The organism is Halomonas sp. 72 (genome assembly GCF_052379785.1).
GTDB lineage: Bacteria > Pseudomonadota > Gammaproteobacteria > Pseudomonadales > Halomonadaceae > Vreelandella > Vreelandella citrativorans.
Genome location: NZ_JBQSYY010000019.1, coordinates 34,568 through 56,993, shown reverse-complemented (window position 1 = coordinate 56,993; position 22,426 = coordinate 34,568). Strand labels below are relative to the sequence as shown.

Annotated in this window: 20 protein-coding genes, 2 tRNA genes and 1 other RNA gene; 12 read left to right on the top strand and 11 right to left on the bottom strand. The window is 52.8% G+C overall.

Annotated elements, in window-relative coordinates; translation table 11 throughout:
* Positions 1-76: 76 nt before the first annotated feature.
* Positions 77-161, bottom strand: a tRNA-Leu gene (locus ACT3T6_RS14855).
* Between the two features lie 87 nt (positions 162-248).
* On the opposite strand from ACT3T6_RS14855, the gene ACT3T6_RS14850 reads away from it, so the two are divergent.
* Positions 249-953, top strand: coding sequence for a ComF family protein (locus ACT3T6_RS14850; RefSeq protein ID WP_226913567.1), 705 nt, complete (start codon positions 249-251; stop codon positions 951-953).
* Between the two features lie 39 nt (positions 954-992).
* Here ACT3T6_RS14850 and ACT3T6_RS14845 read toward each other — a convergent pair whose 3' ends face one another.
* Positions 993-1,754 (bottom strand): SDR family oxidoreductase, encoded by a 762-nt coding sequence (locus tag ACT3T6_RS14845; RefSeq protein ID WP_172116509.1) that lies wholly within the window; start codon positions 1,752-1,754, stop codon positions 993-995.
* Between the two features lie 155 nt (positions 1,755-1,909).
* On the opposite strand from ACT3T6_RS14845, the gene ACT3T6_RS14840 reads away from it, so the two are divergent.
* The 4 genes from ACT3T6_RS14840 to ACT3T6_RS14825 all read left to right on the top strand — a co-directional run bounded on the left by ACT3T6_RS14840 (position 1,910) and on the right by ACT3T6_RS14825 (position 5,543).
* The gene (locus tag ACT3T6_RS14840; RefSeq protein WP_193054368.1) at positions 1,910-2,410 is read left to right on the top strand and encodes an FxsA family protein; all 501 of its coding nucleotides are present in this window, start codon (positions 1,910-1,912) and stop codon (positions 2,408-2,410) included.
* A gap of 240 nt (positions 2,411-2,650) precedes the next feature.
* Entirely contained in the window at positions 2,651-2,944 is a 294-nt protein-coding gene (locus ACT3T6_RS14835) for a co-chaperone GroES (RefSeq protein ID WP_018916005.1), read from the top strand.
* Between the two features lie 58 nt (positions 2,945-3,002).
* Positions 3,003-4,646 (top strand): chaperonin GroEL, encoded by a 1,644-nt coding sequence (gene groL / locus ACT3T6_RS14830; RefSeq protein ID WP_172116507.1) that lies wholly within the window; start codon positions 3,003-3,005, stop codon positions 4,644-4,646.
* Between the two features lie 159 nt (positions 4,647-4,805).
* Positions 4,806-5,543, top strand: a complete 738-nt coding sequence (locus ACT3T6_RS14825; RefSeq protein WP_193054369.1) for an RNA methyltransferase — start codon at positions 4,806-4,808, stop codon at positions 5,541-5,543.
* A gap of 91 nt (positions 5,544-5,634) precedes the next feature.
* Here ACT3T6_RS14825 and ACT3T6_RS14820 read toward each other — a convergent pair whose 3' ends face one another.
* The 4 genes from ACT3T6_RS14820 to ACT3T6_RS14805 all read right to left on the bottom strand — a co-directional run bounded on the left by ACT3T6_RS14820 (position 5,635) and on the right by ACT3T6_RS14805 (position 9,967).
* Complete coding sequence (locus ACT3T6_RS14820) at positions 5,635-6,981, bottom strand: Na+/H+ antiporter family protein (protein WP_192526485.1); 1,347 nt, start codon at positions 6,979-6,981, stop codon at positions 5,635-5,637.
* A gap of 293 nt (positions 6,982-7,274) precedes the next feature.
* Complete coding sequence (locus tag ACT3T6_RS14815) at positions 7,275-8,192, bottom strand: metal ABC transporter permease (RefSeq protein WP_193054536.1); 918 nt, start codon at positions 8,190-8,192, stop codon at positions 7,275-7,277.
* Positions 8,193-8,215: 23 nt separating this feature from the next.
* A complete protein-coding gene (locus ACT3T6_RS14810; RefSeq protein WP_193054370.1) occupies positions 8,216-9,043 on the bottom strand; it encodes a metal ABC transporter ATP-binding protein in 828 nt (275 codons plus the stop codon).
* Positions 9,044-9,049: 6 nt separating this feature from the next.
* A complete protein-coding gene (locus ACT3T6_RS14805; protein ID WP_193054371.1) occupies positions 9,050-9,967 on the bottom strand; it encodes a metal ABC transporter substrate-binding protein in 918 nt (305 codons plus the stop codon).
* Between the two features lie 198 nt (positions 9,968-10,165).
* On the opposite strand from ACT3T6_RS14805, the gene mntR reads away from it, so the two are divergent.
* Positions 10,166-10,615 (top strand): manganese-binding transcriptional regulator MntR, encoded by a 450-nt coding sequence (gene mntR, locus ACT3T6_RS14800; protein WP_226911993.1) that lies wholly within the window; start codon positions 10,166-10,168, stop codon positions 10,613-10,615.
* A gap of 35 nt (positions 10,616-10,650) precedes the next feature.
* On the opposite strand, the gene ACT3T6_RS14795 is transcribed toward mntR, so the two are convergent.
* Positions 10,651-11,082: a DUF488 domain-containing protein gene (locus ACT3T6_RS14795; RefSeq protein WP_193054372.1), complete on the bottom strand. Its 432-nt coding sequence runs from the start codon at positions 11,080-11,082 to the stop codon at positions 10,651-10,653.
* A 234-nt stretch (positions 11,083-11,316) separates the two neighbouring features.
* Between ACT3T6_RS14795 and ACT3T6_RS14790 the strand changes: the two genes are divergently transcribed.
* From ACT3T6_RS14790 to betC, 3 genes are all read left to right on the top strand, one after another.
* On the top strand, positions 11,317-11,763 hold the full coding sequence (locus ACT3T6_RS14790; protein ID WP_193054373.1) for an Rrf2 family transcriptional regulator: 447 nt from the start codon (positions 11,317-11,319) through the stop codon (positions 11,761-11,763).
* A 168-nt stretch (positions 11,764-11,931) separates the two neighbouring features.
* Complete coding sequence (locus ACT3T6_RS14785; RefSeq protein ID WP_193054374.1) at positions 11,932-12,675, top strand: Crp/Fnr family transcriptional regulator; 744 nt, start codon at positions 11,932-11,934, stop codon at positions 12,673-12,675.
* 261 nt (positions 12,676-12,936) lie between these two features.
* Positions 12,937-14,451: a choline-sulfatase gene (gene betC / locus ACT3T6_RS14780; RefSeq protein ID WP_193054375.1), complete on the top strand. Its 1,515-nt coding sequence runs from the start codon at positions 12,937-12,939 to the stop codon at positions 14,449-14,451.
* 165 nt (positions 14,452-14,616) lie between these two features.
* Here betC and ACT3T6_RS14775 read toward each other — a convergent pair whose 3' ends face one another.
* The 4 genes from ACT3T6_RS14775 to ACT3T6_RS14760 form a co-directional block, all read right to left on the bottom strand.
* Positions 14,617-16,266 carry a BCCT family transporter gene (locus ACT3T6_RS14775; protein ID WP_226913569.1) on the bottom strand — a complete coding sequence of 550 codons (1,650 nt, stop codon included), beginning with the start codon at positions 16,264-16,266 and terminating at the stop codon, positions 14,617-14,619.
* Positions 16,267-17,071: 805 nt separating this feature from the next.
* Positions 17,072-17,168, bottom strand: an RNA gene (gene ffs / locus ACT3T6_RS14770) — signal recognition particle sRNA small type.
* A 49-nt stretch (positions 17,169-17,217) separates the two neighbouring features.
* Positions 17,218-17,294: transfer RNA gene (locus ACT3T6_RS14765), tRNA-Met, on the bottom strand.
* Positions 17,295-17,385: 91 nt separating this feature from the next.
* Positions 17,386-18,318, bottom strand: a complete 933-nt coding sequence (locus tag ACT3T6_RS14760; RefSeq protein WP_193054376.1) for a choline ABC transporter substrate-binding protein — start codon at positions 18,316-18,318, stop codon at positions 17,386-17,388.
* Between the two features lie 176 nt (positions 18,319-18,494).
* On the opposite strand from ACT3T6_RS14760, the gene betI reads away from it, so the two are divergent.
* Genes betI through betA form a run of 3 tightly spaced genes read left to right on the top strand, consistent with a single transcriptional unit; the run spans position 18,495 to position 22,320 of the window.
* A complete protein-coding gene (gene betI / locus ACT3T6_RS14755) occupies positions 18,495-19,109 on the top strand; it encodes a transcriptional regulator BetI (RefSeq protein WP_193054377.1) in 615 nt (204 codons plus the stop codon).
* Between the two features lie 19 nt (positions 19,110-19,128).
* Positions 19,129-20,598 (top strand): betaine-aldehyde dehydrogenase, encoded by a 1,470-nt coding sequence (gene betB, locus ACT3T6_RS14750; RefSeq protein ID WP_193054378.1) that lies wholly within the window; start codon positions 19,129-19,131, stop codon positions 20,596-20,598.
* Between the two features lie 48 nt (positions 20,599-20,646).
* Complete coding sequence (gene betA / locus ACT3T6_RS14745; protein WP_193054379.1) at positions 20,647-22,320, top strand: choline dehydrogenase; 1,674 nt, start codon at positions 20,647-20,649, stop codon at positions 22,318-22,320.
* Positions 22,321-22,426 lie beyond the last annotated feature (106 nt).

The following is a 22,426-nucleotide window of genomic DNA, read 5'->3' as shown; positions in this document are numbered from 1 at the left end:
AAATAGACACAAAAAAATCGGCAAGCAGATGCTGGCCGATTGATATTTAAGCAATAACTATGAGATAACAAGTAATTGGTGCGGATGGGGAGACTCGAACTCCCACACCTTACGGCACTAGAACCTAAATCTAGCGTGTCTACCAATTCCACCACATCCGCAGAAGACGAGACGTATATTATATATATGCGGTGCAAAAGTCAACGCCATCATCCAACATAATTATTCAAAAGCATTCCAGGAGCAGTATGCGTTTAAGGTCAACGTGGCAGCAAGCGGCCCATAAGGAACTTCAAAAGGCATTACCGGGCTACTGCGCCTTTTGTTTAATGCCAGCGGGTCGAGGCTTAGGCTGGTGCCAAACTTGTTTTACTGAATTACCCTGGAACGTTTCAAGTTGCGAACAATGTGCCGAGCCCCTGGATCATCCAGCACAACGACGCTGTGGGCACTGCTTGCTTGATCCGCCCCTGGTCACTCACGCCCATGCTGCTTTGCTTTTTCAAGCATCGATTAAAGAGCTGCTGCACGATTTCAAATTCAAGGCATCTCCTCGTGCTGGGATGCTGCTGGTAGAGCTTATGCTGGCGAGCATACCCGACGACCCAGGCACTGCCTTGGTAGCAGTCCCCATGCATCGCAAACGAGCACGCGAGCGAGGGTTCAATCAAGCGCGATGGTTGGCGGAGCAACTGGCAAAGCGTACAGGCCTTGTCGTGCTGGAAGCTCAATGCAATAAGCTGGTCGCTTCCCAGCGTAGCTTAAACCGACACGAACGGGCGGCTAATTTACACGGAGCCTTTTCAATCAAAGCACCACTCCCAGCACATATAACGCTGATTGATGATGTAATCACTACCGGTGCGACTATCAATGCATTAGCGAATGCTGCCCAACAAGCAGGTGCCACACGCATCGATAGCTGGGCAGTCGCCAGGACGCCGCTGGGCTAGAGGATGATGCAAAAAAGCCAAGTGATAGCTCAGGCGATACTAAAGCCGCAAGCCGCCATCGCACTCAATAATACGCGCGCTAAAATAGTCGTTATCAAATATAAACGCGACACTTTTGGCAATATCATCCGGCTCCCCCAAGTGCTTTAACGGCACGCTTGAAGAGATCCGCTCTAACATATCAGGGCGCATGGACGCCGTCATTTCGGTCGCTATAAACCCAGGTGCCACGGTGCCGGTGCGGATACCATAGCGCGCAAGCTCTTTACCCCACGTGACGGTTAACGCATGAACGCCCGCCTTGGCGGCGGCATAGTTGCTTTGCCCCGCATTGCCAGCCCGGGAAATACTCGAAATATTGACAATCACCCCTTCGTGTCCGGCCTTGATTATCTGTGTTGCCGCTTCACGGCCGCATAGAAATACGCCGGTTAGATTAACATTGAGGACTTTCTGCCAACTCTCTAGCGACATGCGCTTTTCGACCTGGCCATCACGTGCTTTTACCAGCAAGGCATCTTCGGTAATACCCGCATTATTAACGCAACCACTAATGGCACCCATGCGTTTCGCAATATCATCAAACGCCGTGATGACTGACGACTCATCGGCAACATTGACGACAAACGCTTCGGCGTGAATGCCTTGTGACTTAAGGGTTGAGACCGCTTGATCCAACGCTTCAGCACTCCTGTCAAGCAGTGCAAGCGCGGCACCTTGCTGGCCCAAACGCTCTGCAATGGCATAGCCTAATCCCCGCGCCCCACCCGTTACTGCAATGACTTTATCGGTTAACTGCATCCGTTACTCCTTTAATGTAAGCGTGCATTCAAAATTCGAGTTTATCCAGGAGCGCCCCCTTGTCAGTAAAGGGCTTTCCGGCAAAGACCTGCGGGCGCTTGTTTTTTACATATTTGACACAATAATGAGCGATTACGCCTGTTACGGAGTCCACCATGCCTATTCTTGTTTTTATTTCCTTGTTTACCTTACTCGATTTTATTTTGCTATTTTCGATTGGTAGTCAAATAGGCTTATTAACCACCCTACTGCTCGTGCTGGCAACCGGTGTTATTGGTCTTCATCTTATTCGTAAAGAGGGTGTGGCCACCTTTTCCCGCGCCCGCCAGCGCATGCAAGCAGGCGAGCTACCGTCCAGCGAGCTCCTAACCGGCGCGGCACTTATATTCGGCGGCGCTTTACTGATGGCGCCCGGCTTTCTCTCCGACCTGTTGGGCATCGCTTGCTTGCTCCCCACCGCTCGGCAGCTTATGTACAACGCATTAATGTGGCTGGGTTTAAAAACCAGCGGGAATAGCGAGCAAGCAACATCTACCAAAACGCATCGTCGTGAAGGCACGGCTTACCACGAAAATAGCCACTCCAATGCTAATACCTCACATAAAGAGACTCCCCTGGAAGGCGATTTCATTAGCCGTGATGAAACTACCCGGTGACGCTAGCCTGCATTAGCAAGAAAAAATCCAACAAAAGACACTTTTTTCACTGCCACCCCCTTGAAAGGGCTACTGAAGCCCCCACTTTTGAACCAGCATACAAATTCGGTGGCGATGGTGACATTGCCACCATTAACAACGAAGGTCGCGAACCTTCATTTCTCGATGGGACATCCTCGAGAATCTTGTTTTAGCTATCTGCCCTATACGGGCCTTGACGATACTCAGGAGAACGTGAGCATGAAAATCCGTCCTTTGCACGATCGCGTCGTTGTTCGTCGCGTGGAAGAAGAACAGAAAACTGCTGGTGGCATCGTTCTGCCAGGCAATGCACAAGAAAAGCCCACGCGTGGCGAAGTTCTTGCAGTAGGCAATGGTCGCATTCTCGATAACGGCGAAGTACGTCCGCTAGACGTTAAAGTTGGCGACAGCGTCATTTTCAAAGATGGTTTCGGCGTTGAGAAGCAAAAAATCGACGGTGAAGAAGTCTTGATCATGAGCGAAGCCGACATCCTGGCGGTCGTTGAAGGCTAATCATCGCCTCGACAACTTACTTTCACCTTTTACAATTCGATTCTAGGAAGTAACGAACATGGCAGCTAAACAAGTTAAGTTTTCTGATGACGCACGCAAACGTATGGCGCATGGCATTGACGTCTTGGCCAACGCGGTAAAAGTTACTCTAGGCCCGAAAGGCCGTAACGTTGTGCTCGACAAATCCTTTGGTGCGCCGACCGTCACTAAAGACGGTGTATCAGTTGCCAAAGAGATCGAACTGAAAGACAAGTTCGAGAACATGGGCGCACAAATGGTGAAAGAAGTTGCGTCTAAAACTTCTGACGCTGCGGGCGACGGTACTACGACAGCTACCGTACTGGCTCAAGCTATTGTTGCTGAAGGCCTAAAAGGCGTAACGGCTGGCATGAACCCGATGGACCTTAAGCGCGGCATCGACCAAGCGGTTACTGCAGCGGTTAAAGAAATCCAGGCAATGTCTGTACCCTGCACCGACACCAAGTCTATCGCTCAGGTAGGTACTATCTCTGCCAACGGTGACAAGCGCATCGGTGAAATCATCGCTGAAGCGATGGAAAAAGTCGGTAAAGAAGGCGTTATCACTGTCGATGAAGGCCGTGGCTTCGAAGACGAGCTGGAAGTCGTAGAAGGTATGCAGTTTGACCGCGGCTACCTCTCGCCCTACTTCGTTACCAACCAGGATACCATGGCGGTTGAACTTGAAGATCCTTACATCCTGCTAGTGGATAAGAAGATCTCCAACATTCGCGAACTGCTCCCGGTACTGGAAGCCGTTGCCAAGCAAGGCAAACCGCTTGCCATCATCGCTGAAGACATCGAAGGCGAAGCGCTGGCAACGCTGGTTGTGAACAACATGCGCGGCATCGTTAAAGTAGCAGCGGCCAAGGCACCTGGCTTCGGCGACCGTCGTAAAGCCATGCTGCAGGATATCGCTATCCTGACTAACGGCACCGTTATCTCTGAAGAAGTTGGCCTGACACTTGAGCAAGCGACCCTGGATCACCTGGGTACCGCCAAGCGCATGACCATGTCCAAAGAGAACACCACCATCATCGATGGCGCTGGTGCAGAGAACGATATCGAAGCACGCGTTAACCAGATCCGCGCGCAAATCGAAGACACCACTTCTGATTACGACAAAGAGAAGCTGCAAGAGCGCGTTGCCAAACTGGCAGGCGGTGTTGCCGTTATCCGCGTTGGTGCTGCTACCGAAGTAGAGATGAAAGAGAAGAAAGCTCGCGTTGAAGACGCGCTGCACTCTACTCGCGCTGCCGTAGAAGAAGGTGTTGTACCTGGCGGCGGTACTGCGCTGGTTCGCGTAATGGCCAAAGTACAAGGCTTGACTGGCGATAACGAAGATCAGAACCACGGTATCAACATGGCGCTGCGCGCTATGCAGTCTCCGCTGCGTCAGATCGTTACCAACGCCGGTGAAGAAGCCGCTGTTGTGATCAACCGCGTTAAAGACGGCGAAGGTAACTTCGGCTACAACGCTCAAACGGGTGAGTACGGCGACCTGTTCGAAATGGGTGTTCTTGACCCGGCAAAAGTAACCCGTACTGCGCTGCAGTCTGCTGGTTCCGTGGCTGGTCTGATGATCACCACCGAGTGCATGATCGCTGACGATCCGGAAGAGAAAGAAGCTGCACCGGATATGGGTGGCATGGGCGGAATGGGTGGCATGGGCGGCATGATGTAATGCACCCCTGAGCCTACCGCTCTGACGCCTAGCGTCACCAAGAACCCCGCCTTTGCGGGGTTCTTGCCGTTTAACGCCTGAGCAATGCCCACGCGTACCCGGCGTTAAAGCGTGCTACCATCAGCGCCTTTATTAGGCAGCTTTTAGGTCATCATTACCGTGCTTTCCAATATTCGCATTGTACTCGTGCAAACCTTTCATCCTGGCAACATAGGCGCCGCCGCTCGCGCCATGAAAACCATGGGACTAACCAACCTGGTACTGGTTAACCCACGAAGCTTCCCTGATGAAGAGGCCACCCGATTGGCAGCGGGCGCGACGGATGTGCTGGAAAACGCCCGCGTGGTTACCAGCCTTGAAGAAGCGGTGCAGGATTGCGTGCAAGTGATTGGCGCAAGCGCCAGATTACGCAGCCTGCCACTTCCCCACTTTGATGAGCCGGATGAAATGGCCGAACAGGTTATTTTAAACGCAACCAATGCCCCCGTCGCACTCGTTTTTGGCCGTGAGCGTTCGGGCTTAACCAATGGCGAGATTCGCTGCTGCACGCATCAAGTCAGCATACCGGCCAACCCTGAATACGGTATTTTAAACCTTTCTCAAGCCGTACAGATCCTCGCCTACGAAACCCACCGAGCTTGGCGAAAACGCGCCGGTAACGACTTCACTTACCAGCGCCCTCTTGACGCTACCCCACCCAGCCGCGAGCAGTTTGTGCATTTCCAGGACCACTTGGGCCGTTTGATGCAGCAAAGTGGTTTTCTTACCCAGCCGCATGCGCGCACCGAAGAGCAGCTTCAGGCGCTCTTTGCACGTGCCCAGCCAAGCCGAAAAGAGCTTTCTCTGTTGCGCGGGTTATTAAGCGCCTTTGAAGCTCACTTCCCGAAGCAGCCATAAGCGCTAAACCAACAAGGGCAGCCATTGGCTGCCCTTGTTGTGACTGCTACTACCGTTTTGAGTGCTTAATGATTGCTGCCCTATAACACTATTAAAGCGTCATGGCCGCCAGCCAACCAAAGGCGATTAATGGCAGGTTGTAATGCAGAAATGTCGGTACAACGCTATCCCAAATGTGGTCGTGTTGCCCGTCCACGTTTAGGCCTGAGGTTGGCCCTAACGTCGAGTCAGATGCTGGTGAACCTGCATCACCCAATGCCGCCGCCGTACCCACCAGCGCCACCGTTGCCATGGGGGAAAAGCCAAACTGTATCGCCAAGGGTACAAAGATCGCGGCAATAATCGGAATCGTCGAGAATGATGATCCAATGCCCAGGGTAATAAAAAGCCCTACCAGCAACATCACTAACGCTGCGACACCTCGGTTATCACCAAAGATATCAAAAGCCCCCGTCACTAACGTATCGATCTCACCTGTGGATTTCATCACTTCGGCAAAACCTGACGCAGAGATCATGATAAAACCGATCAGCGCCATCATCCGCATGCCGCTGGTAAACAGGTCATCAGCTTCACGCCACTTAAAAATGCCGCCCAAGGAGAGCAAACCAATCCCGACCAGGCCACCCAAAATCATCGACCCGCTATAAAGCTGCAAGCCAAGCGCTGCCACAATGGCAACACCAGACATTACCAACCCCAAGAGGTGAGGCTCAGCCGGTGTAGAATCCTGCTGATAAGGAGCCGCCGCCAACTCTTTATCCGCATATTCGCGATTACCGCGGTAGCTAAAGAACAGCGCCACTAATAAGCCAATGGCCATACCCCCAACAGGAATGGCCATCGCCATCGGCACCATGCCACGCGTAATCTCCAAGCCAAATGGCGTACCGGCGCTGTTTAAGTTAGCCAACAAAATATCGTTCAAGAAAATTGCGCCGAATCCAACGGGCAATAACATGTAAGGCGCGGTTAGGCCGAACGTTAATGCACAGGCTACCGCTCGACGATCCAACTTCAGACGATTCATAAGGGTAAGCAGTGGAGGAATCAGCACCGGAATAAACGCGATATGCACCGGAATCACGTTTTGCGATGCAATAGCCACTAACAATATGGCGGTGAGCAGCAGCGTTTTCACACGAGCCTGACGCGCGGCCGTTGCCTCCTTGCCCAGCATGGCAATCAATCGGTTCGCCAGCATATCGGGCAAGCCAGAACGCGAGATGGCAACCGCAAACGCACCGAGCGTTGCATAGGCCAGCGCTACCTGCGCTCCCCCGCCAACACCGTTGTTGAAGGCCTCTAACGTTTGGTCAAGCGTAAGCCCGCCCACCAGGCCACCCACCAGCGCACCTACAACCAATGCAAAAACAACTGAGACACGCACAAGAGACAGCACTACCATGACAAGCACGGCAAGAATAACTGCATTCATGAAGATTTCCAGACCGATGACAAGGTGATTAGGACGTGTACGAAAAACAAGCGAATGCCGGATGGCACACTCAAGAGCCACCATTTCGTACACAGCCTAATATCGAAGGGTGCAAATTTTAGCAGATAGCACGCTTACAAAAAGCATCCATCAGTTATTTCTCTGCTGTTGCTAATGTTTTGGCATATAGAGGCATCTCTGTACGTTTGCTAGCCCCGCTAATGGCGTCACTGGCCGTACTGCTTTTTAGCCAACTCATGGCGGACTCGGGTGCTCTGTTCGTAAACGAGCCATTATCCCATCTTCCAATGACGCCACTGGCGCGGCACGATACCCTGCTTGGGCGAAAAGAGCAGCGCTAAAACAAAGAAAGCGAAAGCCACCAGTACGATTGAGCCACCCGATGCCACGTTAAATACTACCGAAAGCCAAAGCCCAATAACCGCAGACAATATGCCAATGGATACTGAAATCAACAGCATTATCGTGAAGCGGTCTGTCAGCAGGTGTGCTGTCGCACCTGGCGTGATTAACATGGCAACGACCAATATGATGCCGACAGTCTCAAGGCTTGCAACAATCGTCAGCGTCAGCAAAAGAATGAGGCCATAGTGAATAATCTGCGTATTAAAACCCAATGCTTGTGCCTGCTGAGGGTCGAAGGCATAGAGCAATAAGGGCCGATAAGCGAGCCATACCGTTAAAATGGCAATGATGCTGGCAACAAAGGTCAGCATTAATGCTGAGTGTTTAACACCCAGTACATTGCCAAACAGAATGTGCATCAGATGGGTACTGGAAGCCAATTTACTGATAATGACCACACCAAGGGCGAAGGAGGCGGTAAACATCAGCCCCATCGCAGCATCTGCTTTAATTCGTGTGTTCCTTTCAATCGCCCCGATGCCTACCGAGGTCAGCGCCCCGGTAATAAACGCTCCTACAAAGAAGGGCCAGCCAAGCAAATACGCAATGGCTACCCCCGGCAGCACAGCGTGAGAGATCGCATCCCCCAGCAGCGACCAGCGCTTTAGCACGACATAACAGGAAAGCATCCCACAAATAGCGCCTACCAGCACCGAGGTGAGTAGCGCTCTTTGCATAAATGCATACTGAAAGGCGTCAGAAACGCTGTCAGGTAGCAGGTTAACTACCACCATTAACGCTGCGATTAAGCCGTTTACCAGTGCATCGCTAAACGTTTCAACCATTAATATGCTGTCAACCACGTAACTTACCCCTGCCCAGAACTATTGGAAGCCACTGGCATCGTTTGGCGATCATTGGCCGTTTGCTCAATTGAACTCACTGCAAGTTCGGCCAGTTTTGTTTCGCTTAGCATCTCTTCAGGCGTACCGGTACCCCGCACAAAGCGATTAATCAGCACGACGTGATCCACATAGCGGCGAGCACCAGGCATATCATGTGTGACCATAATCACGGTTTTACCCGCTTCACGCTCGCGACGAAGTACCGACAAGATGAGCTTCTCGCTGGGCGGGTCAACGCCAGCCAGTGGCTCATCCAACAACAAAATGCTGGCCTGCTGCGCTAGCGCGCGTGCTAGCAACACACGTTTTTTCTGACCACCGGAAAGCGCGCCAATAGGTCGGTCAGCCAGGTCGAGCATATTGACTGCCACCAAAGCATCATGCACCGCTTCGCTATGTCGAGCGTGATGCCAGCGCGCTGGCAATAAGCGGCGCCATAACGCATCGCTGCGCATGTGTCCGTAGCGCCCACCCATAACGGTGTCCCATACCGAGACAGGAAAATCCCACTCAATCGCCTCACGCTGAGCCATATACGCGATACGCCCCGCCCGACGATGCTTTGCTATGGGCTCGTCAAAGGCTTTTACGCTGCCTTGCAGCGGCTTCATGCTGCCGGTCAACACATGAAAAAGTGTCGATTTTCCGGCACCGTTAGGCCCGACAATGGCCGTCCATTTCCCAGCGGGAAATGTGAGGTGTATATCTTCCAGCACGGTTTGGCGCTGATAAGCAGCGTACAGCCCGGTTATTTCAATGGCTGCCATCGTGCTCGGTAAACTGGTTGTCATGATGTACTACTCAACGGCTAAATACTGGCGCAGCATATCGGCGTTATGCCTCAACATGGCAAAATAGTCTCCCGCCTCGCCCTCTGGCTCGCTTAACGAGTCCACGTATAAAGGACCCGCGGTGGGAATTCCCGTATCTCTGGAAAGGCTACTAACGTAACGATCCGATGTTGTGCTTTCCCAAAAAAGCGCTGCAGGCTGGCGTGCGTTAATCAAGTCAATGATGCGCATTAACTGCTGCGGCGAGCCTTCCGTTTCGGCGTTATTCCCCCAGATACCGTCATGTTCAAAGCCATAAGTATCAGAGAAATACAAAAATGCTGCTTCGCTTGAGAGCAAAATACGACGCTCTTCCGGAATATCGCTTAGCGTCTGTTGAAGCTCCAAGTGAAGGTCTTGAAGTTCTGTCACGACGTTATCGGCACGCGCCTGAATATCCTCTGCCTGCTCTGGCAGAAGGTCTTCCAACTCATTCGCTATCACGTGAACATAGGCCATTGCCGCACGCGGGTCTGTCCACAAATGTGGGTCGACATCGCCCTGCATATCGCCAATCATAATATGTTGAGTTGGGTGTTCAGACGCTTCGGCAACGGCGACCAAGGGCACATCGCCTTGGGTAGTCGCTTCCACCTGGCGCATCCACTGCTCTAGCTGATAGCCGTTATAAAAAACAATATCGGCTTCTTCCAGAGCGGCAAAATTATTGGGTGTTAATTCCCACTCGTGCACCTCTGCATTAACAGGGCTCAGCACTGATACGTTGGCGTCGTCTCCTGCCACGCGGGCCACCAAATCGCCCAATACCGTAAACGTCGCCACAACATTAATCGGCGGCGATAGCGTCTGGGCACTGGCCGTCGTAACGCTGCCCGCCGTCGCAAGCAACAAACTTATCATCAAGCATGTTTTTCGTTGGCTCATGGACGTCCCCCGTTGTAAATTTGGTTTGCGCTAATTACAACTTTAGCTCAACAAAAAAGCATTGTGCAAATAGTTTAGCCTTGGCTAACAATTATTCTACAATATGCGCTACCATGATCCATTAGAGTTTTCCATTCACCTCGATATAGTCTGCCAATGAGTGATAACGATCAGCCGCTTCCCCATAACGCCAAATGTATGAGTAAAAGTTACTGCAATGACGCATTGCCGCCCATTGAAGAGCACACACGGCAATATGAAACCGTGCGCAATGCGCATGAAACCGAGCTAATCGAAGATTACGTTGAGCTGATTGGCGACCTGATTCGCCACCGGGGAGAAGCGCGCGCCGCCGACATCGCCAGCCGCATGGGGGTGAGTCAAGCGACCGTATCCAAGATGATCCGCCGCTTAAATGAGCTGGGACTGGTCACCAGTAAGCCTTACCGCTCCCTGTTTCTAACAGCGGAAGGCCAAAAAATGGCAGAAACATCCCGGGCACGGCACGATATAGTGCTACATTTTTTACGCGCGCTGGGCGTTAATGATCATACCGCACGCATTGATGCTGAAGGCATGGAGCATCATGTCAGCAATGAAACTCTGGCGATTATGCAGCACTTTATTGACGAACAAACAACGCGTTAATCACGACCGATAGCCAGCAGTGATAACATCCCTCGCTACTCACTATCCTGAGAAGTGCTATTTAAGCAACACGGTGAGGACGCTAACTCTTGGTCTGCTCGGTCTTCTATATCCAGCGCGTCCAGCACCGCTTCACGCAGAATGGGCAAATGTGAATGGTCCAGTTGGCGTGAAGCCGTTAATAACGTCAGCTTACCTTGCCTGGCATAACGCATCAGCGGTAGTAACGCCTCATCAGACTCCTTTAATTCCAAACGGTAGCGGGTCTGAAAGGAAGCCTCACTAATCTTGTCCTGGTGGTAGTCACGCCTTAGAGATGATGAAGGCGCGGCATCGCGATACCACTCCGTTAGCGCCAGCGAAGCACGCTCTTTTCCACGTGGCCATAAACGGTCAACCAGGACGCGTGCTCCCTCGTCGTCTTCAAACGCTGAATAGACGCGCTTAAGCACTATTTCGTAGTTCATATGACCTCCCTGATCCGTTTTTTAACAACACCCCATTCACCCCACCCATGCTATACAGGCTACCAGGCAATTACTCTGCCCCATGTTAACGACATTAACGATGAGCAAAAATGATTAATAGCGCTCATTTTCTATAATCAACACCTTCCTTTTATTATCACGGCCCCTAGCCGAATATTCCCCATCCTTTTTAAACCCCGTACAATGCGGTGTTTGGTCCACACTTGGCAAACCATGCACCTAACCCGCTTCACGGATTACTCTATTCGCGTTTTGATTTACTTGGCAGCCAAGGGAGAAGAGCGCGCAACAATCACGGAAATTGCCGAGACATTCTCGATCTCACGCAATCACTTGATGAAAATTGTCCAGGAACTACATCAAAAAGAGTACCTCAAAGCCATCCGCGGCAAGCATGGCGGACTTTGGCTAAACCGGGCGCCCGAACACATTCGATTAGGGGCGCTGGTGAGAGATACCGAGCAGGAAATGGCGCTCGTCGAGTGCTTTCGAGACGATAGCGCCTGCGTCATTACCCCCGCATGCCGCTTAAAGCCTATCCTTAACGATGCACTAGACGCCTTTTTGGGCGTTCTGGATCAATATACACTGGCCGATTTGCTGCAGGGCCAACACACCAGCCTAGCGTCACTGATGAAAATACCTGCCACAGAACTTTAATTTTTTTTAAAGTCTCCTTCCGAATAAATAAAATTCAATACGATAAATCGCGTAACCTGGCTATTTCACCTCACGTGGAGCATGCTTGAGACTGGCATTACCAAACCACATAGTGCGCAGAAAATGTTGCATCAGGCTTCATTATTTCTGCAAACCTCGGAGCCAAACATGACCACAGCGCCCTTCTCGCCCAATCACATCATGATCCGCAAATTAGAAAATATTTTTGCGCTTACCAGTGAAGAGAAGCAGGCACTGATGGGGCTACCGATCCACACAAAAGAAATCAAGAGCAATCAAGACATTGTTAAAGTGGGCGATCAGCCAAACCAGTGCTGCTTGATGGTTGAGGGCTTTACCTGCGTCAATAAAGTATCCATTGAAGGCAAACGCCAGATCATGGCCCTGCATGTTCCTGGCGACATACCCGACCTGCAAAGCCTTCACTTGAGAGTAATAGATATTAATATTGCCTCTATCAGCCCCTGCAAGCTCGGCTTCATTCAGCATAAAGATCTGCACCAACTCTGTGAGCGCTATCCCAGGCTTGTTGCTGCCTTTTGGCGCGAGACACTTGTCTACGCCTCTATTTTCCGTGAATGGCTATTAAATATTGGACAACGCGAGGCTTACTCCCGTATCGCGCATATTATCTGCGAACTCATGGTGCGCCTAAAGACAGTCGGCTTGACTGAGGGGAACACGTTCTATATGCCAACGACCCAAGCAGAAATAGCAGATGCGACAGGGATGACGCCCGTCCACGTAAACCGTGTTTTTCAGGCACTACGCGCAGATGGCTTGATCATCACCGAAAGAAGCCGGATGACCATACCGGACTGGGACAAGCTGCAGCAAGCTGGCGAGTTCGACCCACTCTACCTTCACCTTAAAAACGATGGAAACACATAGCGCTCAGCCTCCAACCGGCAGGTAGGCCGTATGATTATCACACAGCAGTAGCATTAATATAGGGCACAGTAGAACCAGGTTGATGGCGGTAACAGGCACTATCCACTAAATCGTCGTTTATACCTAAGACCAATGTGAGTTTGGGCTTAGGGGGCAAATAAATCATTGGTTTACTACTTCCCGGCACGTCATTGTAAGGGATTGAAGTCGCGCCTATTGGCAGCTTCAAATATCAACAATACTCGCCAGGGAGATTTCTATATGGCTAGACCTAATGTACTGGTGTTAATGGCCGACCAACTCAACGGTACACTGTTCAAGGATGGCCCCGCCGATTTCTTGCATGCGCCTAACCTCAAGAAACTGGCCAAACGCTCGGTCAATTTCAACAATGCCTATACACCTAGCTATCTTTGCGCACCGGGGCGGGCCGCCTTCATGTCGAGCCAGTTGCCGAGCCGCACCGGGGTATATGACAACGCAGCGGAATTTCCTTCAAGCGTGCCGACATGGGCGCATCATTTGCGTCGCGCAGGTTATTCCACCTGCTTGTCGGGAAAGATGCACTTCGTCGGCCCAGATCAGCTCCACGGTTTCGAGAAACGCTTAACCACCGATGTCTACCCGGCTGATTTCGGCTGGACACCTGACTACACCAAGCCCGGGGAACGTATCGACTGGTGGTACCACAACCTGGGGTCGGTGACAGGCGCTGGCGTTGCTGAAATTTCCAATCAGATGGAATACGACGACGAAGTCGCGTTTCACGCCGAGCAGCGGCTATATGACCTGTCGCGTGGTCACGACGAGCGGCCTTGGGCGCTGTGCGTCAGTTTCACTCACCCGCACGACCCCTATGTAGCACGTCGCCAATACTGGGATTTATATAACGACTGCGAGTATCTTGAGCCCCAGCAAGGGCCCGTACCCTTCGATGAGCTGGATCCGCACTCCCAGCGGATCTTCGAAGCCAACGATTACACCAAGTTCAATATCCAGCCCCAGGACGTGCGCAATGCTCGCCAAGGCTATTTCGCCAACATCTCCTATGTCGACGACAAGATCGGCGGCATTCTAGACGTGCTCGAACGCACCCGCATGCTCGACAACACGATTATCGTGGTCTGTGCCGACCACGGCGATATGCTTGGCGAAAAGGGCCTGTGGTTCAAGATGAGCCCCTATGAAGGCTCGTCGCGGGTACCACTGATGCTGTCTGCACCAGGGATCGAACCGCGCAGCGTTGAGGATCCCGTATCGATCATCGATATCAACACCACCATCGCCGACCTGGTCGGCATCGACCTTTCCTCGATCGCGCCCTATACCGATGGCCAGTCGCTGCTCCCCTTGACCAGAGGTGAGAAGCGCGATGCGCCGGTGTACATGGAATACGCCGCCGAGGCCAGCTATTCTCCAATTGTGACCATCCGCGAGGGCAAGTGGAAATTCAACTATTGCGAGATTGACCCACCGCAGCTATTCGACCTGGAGGCCGACCCGCTGGAGCAGCACAACCTGGCGGTGCATCCCGACTACGCCGAGGTGGTGGCCGACTATCAGGCCAAGGTACACAAGCAGTGGGACATGAAAGCCTTCGATGCCGACGTGCGCGCCTCCCAGGCACAGCGTCTGATCGTCTACGAAGCCCTGCGTAATGGCCACTACTATCCGTGGGACTATCAGCCGCTGCAGGACGCTTGCGAGCGTTACATGCGTAACCACATGGATCTGAACGAAGTCGAAGAAGCCCAGCGCTACCCTCGCGGCGAGTAAGCTCATGGCGACTCACCTCATCTGAGCTGAATCGGGTTTTCGGGGGGGGGGGGTTACACAAGCAACGCGGACGCCCGTACCTGTTGGGGTACAGGCGTTTTTTTTTCGTGCGGGACAGTAAAACTTCTCTTTGCCGGACGTCGCGTCCGGCAAAGGGACTTCACGTCACTTTCCGTTGCGCATGCGGCGCAGCTCGCCGTTCAGCGCTCGGATGATGCAGTAGCACATCAGCAGCATCAAGATGGAAAATGGGATAGCCGTCGCCGTGACACCCGCTTGAAGCGCCGACAACCCACCACCGATCAGTAACACGATGGCAATCAACCCCTCTACCGTCGCCCAGAACATACGCTGAGGCCGAGGCGCTTCGATCTTGCCGCCGGCGGTGATGGTATCGATCACCAGAGAGCCGGAATCCGATGACGTCACGAAGAAGGTGAGCGCCAGAATGATCCCCAGGCTCGACATCAAACCCGTCAGCGGTAGCTCATTGAGCATGCCGAATAGGGCTAGTTCGGGACGGTAGCTATCGATCACGTACTCCTTGACCAGACTGGCGGCGGGATTGGTATAAAGCTGATCCAGTGCAATGCTGCCGAATACCCCCATCCAGATAAAGATAAAAAGGCTTGGCACGATCAGCACGCAGAGCAGAAATTCACGCACCGTACGACCCTTGGACACGCGCGCGACAAACATGCCGACAAAAGGCGCCCAGCTGACCCACCACGCCCAGTAAAACACCGACCAGTCTTGACGATAAGCGTCATCTTCACGGCCAAAGGGCGCCGAGAGCGGAATGAGCTCCGTCACATAATGGGTGATTCCCGTCCACATGCCGCTGATCGCCATCAGGGTCGGGCCAGCGAACAGCACAAAGAAGAAGAACATCACGGCCGCGATCATGTTGATCTCGGAGAGTCGCTTTACGCCCCCTTCCAGGCCGCGCCACACCGATACCAGCGCCACCGCAGTGACAAGTGCAATGATGATGACCTGTGTCGTGGTATTGATGGCCATACCGAAAACAAAATTCAGTCCCGCGTTGGCCTGCTGCGCGCCCAGGCCCAGTGCCGTGGCCAAGCCGAACAAGGTGGAAAACACCGCCAGGATATCGATCCAGTGCCCCCACCAACCCCATACGCGATCCCCCAGGATAGGAAAGAAGATCGAGCGAATAGAAAACGGCAGTTTCTTGTTATAGCTGAAGATCGCGAGGGCAAGCGCCATCACCGCGTATACGGCCCAGCCGTGCAGTCCCCAGTGCAGAAACGTCCCCGCCAGCCCCATGGCCGAGGCTTCGTCAACCGCGGCCATATTTAGCGCACCGTCGGCACCAAAGGGCGAAGGAGTGCCTAAGGGCGAAGACACATTTGCATGATAAACCGGTTCCAGCACGCTGAAGAACAGCAAGGCGATCCCGATACCCGCCGTGAACAACAAAGCGAACCACGACAGGTAGCTGTGTTCCGGCCGGGCATCCGGGCCGCCTAGCCTCACTTTGCCATGGGGAAGCACAATCAGCGCCAGACAGAAGACAATGAAAAAATCCACCAGAATCATGAAGTACCCGTCCAGCGTGCGCGTCGAGAAGCCAACGATAGATTGGAACAGCTCCCCTGCCTGCGCCGGGAACATCAGGGTCAACACAATGAAAATCAACGAGGCGAGTGCGGACAGGACAAAGACGCGGTTATGAATGTCAAAACCGATGGGCCCCATACTTCCCTGGATGTTGTCCTGCCCTACAACATAATCCGTCTGCATGTCGCTGTCGTCGTACGTCGACGAGGCCCGTTTATTTAATAAGCCCATACGCTGTATCTCCTTATTGTAGTGATTGATTTATCATTGTTCTCGCTTGGGCACTGAAGACTGGCTGCAAAGCGAAATGGCTTGCTGCTCGAAGCGTTGTTATGTAGAAAAACGTCATGCAGGAAAACCCTGGCAATGCCTCTCATGAAGTAATGCGCCCAGGCAGCTAGCCTCTGCCGGCGCCTCCCTGGGGGTTCCACTCACTCTTATGCTCTAGCCCCCTCTCACCGAGACAACGGCTACGAATAGTCAGTTGACCTGAGTGGCGCGCCAAGGGGCTGGCTTATCTCTAACTGGGGTGCTTTTCATGGAGAAACCTCTCAGGCAGGGGTTACCAATGCTAAAACAATTCATCTAGTCGTCGTGAGTCCATGCACAATGACGTGCTTGTCGCTAACAGACCAATGATTTATTCGCTACCTGAGCCCAAGCACACATTGGCCTTAGGCATCACCGCTACTGAGTTCTTCAAAGCCTTGGATGGATATAAGAAAATGCATGCCATCGCATAAGATAACGGCGCTACTCGCTTAGTTGCTTAATCGCCATGTTCCCAGTAGTCATAGCACGCGTGCTGATCACAACCCGTCAAGGAAGACTCAACAATGCGAGTACAGCTTGTTTTAAAACCAGCAAATTTGTAGAGATTTTTAACACGAGGGTGACGGAGCTTGCGCTAAACATGACAACACCCCATTTCGTAGGATTACTACAAAAACAGGTTATGTCACGATAAACCGCAAATTATGTCATTTTGGCTGGAATTTATGTCACAACAGGCTGGAAACGACAGAAATGGAGGCGGCCCCAAAAGCCACATCCCGGCACACGCAGCCACCACTACCGTTGCTCCCTTCCGGGCCTGGCGGGGTTTGCAGTATAGCGTTGCGGGAGGACCTAAGGGGCCACCATAGCAATACACTTGAATATCCATGTACTGCGGCGCTGATTTGGTGGCTACGCCCTGATTTGAACAGGGGACCCCATCATTATGAGTGATGTGCTCTAACCAGCTGAGCTACGTAGCCTTTCCGACATCAGCGGGTGCAGATTATGCCTATTCTCGAAACAAAAGGCAAGCCGAAAACAGGCTTACCTTTCAATGAGACAATGACAGATTTACAGAGCGGCCTGAACTGCTGGCAGTGCAGGCTCGCCATCCAGGGTTGTCACACCCTCAAGCCACGCGGCTAATAAATCGTCGTGCTCTTTTAAATAACGATTGGCGGCAACGCGAGGGCCGACACCCTCATTCATAATGGCGCCCATTAACTGGTTTTCCATTTCCAGCGTAAACGTCATATTGCCAAGTAGTGTACCCACGTTCGGGCACGCTTCGACAAACCCGGCGCGCGTATTGGTGTGCACCGTGGCGCCACCCAAATCAGGCCCAAAGTAATCATCCGCATCGGATAAGTAGGCCATATCAAAGTTGGTATTCATGGGGTGCGGCTCCCACCCCAGAAAGACCATCCACTCTTCATTGGGGACGCGTGTTGTCAGCTCTGACAGCATGCCTGCTTCACTGGAATCCACCACCTGCCAATCGCCCAGGTCGTAGGCATTATCATCAATCATTTGCTGGATAAGCTCATTGCCATCGTTACCCGCCTCGATGCCATGCACGCGATGGTTAAATTGATCAGCGTGAGCCGCTAAATCATTCACAGAAGTAACACCTGCATCGTACACGTATTGCGGTACGGCCAGCGTGTATTTGGCGCCTTCTAAATTGACAACTAACCGCTCAACATCGCCACTCTCAATATACGGGTCGCTGATGGACGCCATAGAGGGCATCCAGTTGCCTAAAAAGACATCAAAATCATTGTTACGCATACCCGCATAGGCAATCGGCACTGACACCGTATCGACGGTTGGCGTATAGCCTAGCGCCTCCAGTACTTCGCTGGCCAGCGCCGTCGTCGCGGTAATATCGGTCCAGCCCACTTCGGCAAAACGCACACGCGAACACTCATCGGCTTGGGCCATCATGGGCATAGCAGCCCCCAACACCAATGCGCTTAATCCCACCACCTGGACACGTTTCATTACAACTCCCCTTCTATTTTACGTAAATGGGCATGTTTATTCCTTTAACGCCAAGCGCAGCAACATGCACCAGCGTTTATTGATTGAACGTTCAATAAACAACTACTAAGATATACAGGTAATCATGACTAACCGCATGTTTCAAGTTAGGCATTCAACGTCATCAGGAGACAGCTGTGCCAAAGCTGGGAATGGAACCGATACGCCGCCAGCAGTTAATCAACGCCACCATGGCGGCCATTGACGAAGTGGGATTGGCAGAAGCAACCATTATGCGGATTGCCCGTCACGCGGGCGTCTCTGCAGGCATCATCAGTCACTACTTTGGCGGGAAAGATGGCCTTCTTGAAGCCACTATGCGCCAGATCTTGACTGACCTTAGTGACGCTATTTCGGCGCGACGCAGGGCGTTGAACGATGACTCACCTAAAGCGCACATCAGCGCGATTATCGAAGGCAACTTCGATCGCACTCAAGTGACCGGCCCTGCGGCTAAAACATGGCTTGCCTTTTGGGCCAGCAGCATGCACAAGCCGATGCTTCAGCGCCTGCAAAATGTGAACGACAGACGCCTTTACGCCAATTTATGTTGTCAGTTTCGACGCGTGCTCCCCCACGTTGAGGCACGCAATGCAGCCCGTGGGTTGGCCGCCATGATTGATGGTTTATGGCTACGCGGTGCATTAACACCCGAAGGGCTTGATGCCGACAAAGCCCGCCATCTAGCGCTCCACTATCTTGATCAACTCTTGGCCCATCACAAATATCAACACTCAGCACCTGCTCATTAAGGTTATAAAGGAGATCAACATGTCCGCTCAAGATGTACAGCCTCTCTATATTGATGGTCGCCCGGTCGCTGCCACGTCAGGTGCTACTTTTACCGTTACTAACCCATTTGATGGCAGCCTGCTTGCGACACTTGGCCAAGCAAGCCAACAGGACGTTGACGCAGCCGTTGAAGCGGCCCAGCGTGGCCAGCGCGAATGGGCTGCCATGACAGGCATGGAGCGCTCCCGTATTATGCAGCGCGCGGTTGCGTTGCTGCGTGAGCGCAATGACGAGCTGGCAGCGCTCGAGACCCGCAACACCGGTAAGCCGATTAGCGAAACAGCAAGTGTCGACATCGTGACGGGCGCTGATGCGATTGAGTACTTCGCAGGGCTGGCCCCGGCTATTCAAGGCAGCCAAATTCCACTGCGCGAAAGCTCCTTTGTGTATACCCGCCGCGAGCCGCTGGGCGTCATTGGCGCCATCGGTGCGTGGAACTACCCCCTTCAAATCGCCTGTTGGAAAGCCGCGCCAGCGCTGGCGGCAGGTAATGCCGTTGTCTTTAAACCCAGTGAAGTAACACCGCTGAGCGCAATTAAACTGGCTGAGATTTTTACTGAAGCTGGCCTGCCAGACGGTGTTTTCAACGTGGTGCAAGGCGATGGCGACGTAGGCGCGATGCTGACGGCACACCCGAGCATTGCCAAAGTGTCGTTTACCGGTGAAGCAGGCACCGGCAAAAAAGTGATGGCCGCAGCCGCTAGCTCATCGCTTAAAGACGTCACGATGGAACTGGGTGGAAAATCACCGCTGATCATCTTTGCCGATGCGGACCTGGACCGCGCCGCCGATGCGGCCATGATGGCCAATTTCTACTCCAGTGGCCAAGTTTGCACCAACGGTACGCGGGTGTTTATCGAACGCAGTGTGAAAGACGCATTTGAAGCCAAGCTGGTGGAGCGTGTTAAGCGCATCAAAGCAGGCGACCCTATGGACCCTGGCGTTAATTTTGGTCCTCTGGTCAGTTTTGAGCACCAGGCAAAAGTGCTTTCCTATATTGCCTTGGGTAAACAGCAAGGCGCCCGCCTGCTGGTGGGGGGTGATGAGTGGAAAAGCAGCGACTGGGCCAACGGCGCTTGGGCAGCACCTACCGTATTTACCGATTGCACAGATGATATGCGCATTGTGCAGGAAGAAATTTTCGGCCCGGTGATGTCGGTGCTTGCCTTTGATGATGAAGCTGACGTCATTCGTCGCGCCAACGACACCCGGTATGGCTTGGCAGCCGGCGTATTTAGCGAAAGCTTAAACCGCGCACATCGCGTTATTCATCAGTTGGAAGCGGGTATTTGCTGGATGAATACGTGGGGTGAATCACCTTCTGAAATGCCGGTTGGCGGTTATAAAGAGTCGGGTATTGGCCGTGAAAATGGTATCGATACGCTTAACCACTATACCCAAACCAAGTCGGTACAAATCGAGATGGGCCCCTTTGAGTCAGTGTTTTAAAGCGAAACTGCAAACACGCACGCCATTCTACTCTCTCAAGGTGTAACTATGCCGCAACCGCATGAATTTGATTACATTATTATCGGCGCGGGCTCAGCGGGAAGCGTGCTGGCTATGCGTTTAACGGAAGACAGCGACGTCCGCGTTCTCTTGTTAGAGGCCGGCGGGCCGGATTACCGACTTGATTTCCGTACCCAAATGCCAGCAGCCCTCGCCTTTCCACTTCAGGGAAAGCGTTACAACTGGGCATTTGAAACGGACCCGGAACCGCATATGGATGGCCGCCGCATGGAGTGCGGGCGCGGGAAAGGGTTGGGCGGCTCTTCGTTGATTAACGGCATGTGCTATATCCGCGGCAATGCACTGGATTACGATAACTGGGCTCAACAGCCAGGCTTGGAAGATTGGGATTACTTAAGCTGCCTGCCCTACTTTAAAAAGTCAGAAACCCGCGACACCGGGGCCAATGACTACCACGGTGGCAGCGGTCCGGTCAGCATCACTACTCCCAAAAACGGTAACAACCCGCTGTATCGCATCTTTATTGAAGCAGGCAAACAGGCAGGTTACCCGGAAACAGACGATGTTAACGGCTATCAGCAAGAAGGCTTTGGCCCCATGGACCGGTTCGTTACGCCCAAGGGGCGACGCGCCTCTACCGCCCGGGGTTACCTGGACACCGCCAAACAGCGCACCAACCTGACCATAGAAACCCACGCCGTTACCGACATCATTGAGTTTGACGGCAAGCGCGCTGTGGGTGTGCGCTACGAGCGCAAAGGGCAACAGCAGACCGCCCGCGCCAAGCGGGAAGTGCTGCTGTGTGGTGGTGCTATTGCGTCACCTCAAATTTTGCAGCGCTCGGGCATCGGCCATCCTGAAGTGCTAGAGCCGCTAGGCATCAAGACCGTTCATGCCCTGCCGGGTGTCGGCGAAAACCTGCAAGACCACTTAGAGATGTACATTCAGTACGCATGTAAAGAACCCATCTCGCTCTACCCCGCTCTAAAATGGTACAACCAGCCCATGATAGGCGCTGAGTGGCTACTCAAGGGTACGGGCATTGGCGCCAGCAACCAGTTTGAAGCGTGTGCGTTTATTCGCAGCCGTGATGAGGAAGAGTGGCCCAACCTGCAGTATCACTTTTTACCCATCGCGATTAGCTATAATGGCAAAAGCGCGGTTCAAGCGCATGGCTTTCAAGCGCACGTGGGCTCGATGCGCTCCAAAAGCCGAGGCCGCATTCGACTAACCTCAAAAGACCCGCACGCGGCACCCAGTATTTTATTCAACTACATGTCGCATGAAAAAGACTGGGAAGAGTTCCGTGATGCCATTCGCTTAACGCGCAACATTATCGAACAACCCGCATTCGATAAGTACCGAGGCCGTGAAATTTCCCCAGGGCCTGATGTACAAAGCGATGAAGCGCTGGATCAGTTTATTAAGGCAAACGCGGAAACGGCGTATCACCCCTGTGGCAGTTGCCGTATGGGAGACGATTCGCTGGCCGTGACAGATGGCCAAGGCCGCGTTCATGGCGTAGAAGGCTTAAGGGTGGTTGACGCCTCACTGTTCCCTCTAATTCCTACCGGCAACCTGAATGCGCCAACCATCATGCTGGCCGAAAAGATTGCCGACCACATCCGTGGACACGAACCGCTGCCTCGCGCGCAAGTTACCTATTTTGCAGCTAACAGCGTACCTGCCCAACATGGGTGAATGACGTTTTCACACGTGAATCCCCGTTCATCTAAGCGCCACGGCTAACTGCCGTGGCTTTTTTTTACTAAGCTACTATTAATAAGCAGGATAAAAAGACGTAACG

Bases quoted from the DNA above. Each gene is read 5' to 3' on its own strand.
- ACT3T6_RS14850 (WP_226913567.1), top strand. From the start codon at position 249: ATGCGTTTAAGGTCAACGTGGCAGCAAGCGGCCCATAAGGAACTTCAA.
- ACT3T6_RS14845 (WP_172116509.1), bottom strand. From the start codon at position 1,754: ATGCAGTTAACCGATAAAGTCATTGCAGTAACGGGTGGGGCGCGGGGA.
- ACT3T6_RS14840 (WP_193054368.1), top strand. From the start codon at position 1,910: ATGCCTATTCTTGTTTTTATTTCCTTGTTTACCTTACTCGATTTTATT.
- ACT3T6_RS14835 (WP_018916005.1), top strand. From the start codon at position 2,651: ATGAAAATCCGTCCTTTGCACGATCGCGTCGTTGTTCGTCGCGTGGAA.
- groL (WP_172116507.1), top strand. From the start codon at position 3,003: ATGGCAGCTAAACAAGTTAAGTTTTCTGATGACGCACGCAAACGTATG.
- ACT3T6_RS14820 (WP_192526485.1), bottom strand. From the start codon at position 6,981: ATGAATGCAGTTATTCTTGCCGTGCTTGTCATGGTAGTGCTGTCTCTT.
- ACT3T6_RS14815 (WP_193054536.1), bottom strand. From the start codon at position 8,192: ATGGTTGAAACGTTTAGCGATGCACTGGTAAACGGCTTAATCGCAGCG.
- ACT3T6_RS14810 (WP_193054370.1), bottom strand. From the start codon at position 9,043: ATGACAACCAGTTTACCGAGCACGATGGCAGCCATTGAAATAACCGGG.
- ACT3T6_RS14805 (WP_193054371.1), bottom strand. From the start codon at position 9,967: ATGAGCCAACGAAAAACATGCTTGATGATAAGTTTGTTGCTTGCGACG.
- mntR (WP_226911993.1), top strand. From the start codon at position 10,166: ATGAGTAAAAGTTACTGCAATGACGCATTGCCGCCCATTGAAGAGCAC.
- ACT3T6_RS14795 (WP_193054372.1), bottom strand. From the start codon at position 11,082: ATGAACTACGAAATAGTGCTTAAGCGCGTCTATTCAGCGTTTGAAGAC.
- ACT3T6_RS14790 (WP_193054373.1), top strand. From the start codon at position 11,317: ATGCACCTAACCCGCTTCACGGATTACTCTATTCGCGTTTTGATTTAC.
- ACT3T6_RS14785 (WP_193054374.1), top strand. From the start codon at position 11,932: ATGACCACAGCGCCCTTCTCGCCCAATCACATCATGATCCGCAAATTA.
- betC (WP_193054375.1), top strand. From the start codon at position 12,937: ATGGCTAGACCTAATGTACTGGTGTTAATGGCCGACCAACTCAACGGT.
- ACT3T6_RS14775 (WP_226913569.1), bottom strand. From the start codon at position 16,266: ATGGGCTTATTAAATAAACGGGCCTCGTCGACGTACGACGACAGCGAC.
- ACT3T6_RS14760 (WP_193054376.1), bottom strand. From the start codon at position 18,318: ATGAAACGTGTCCAGGTGGTGGGATTAAGCGCATTGGTGTTGGGGGCT.
- betB (WP_193054378.1), top strand. From the start codon at position 19,129: ATGTCCGCTCAAGATGTACAGCCTCTCTATATTGATGGTCGCCCGGTC.
- betA (WP_193054379.1), top strand. From the start codon at position 20,647: ATGCCGCAACCGCATGAATTTGATTACATTATTATCGGCGCGGGCTCA.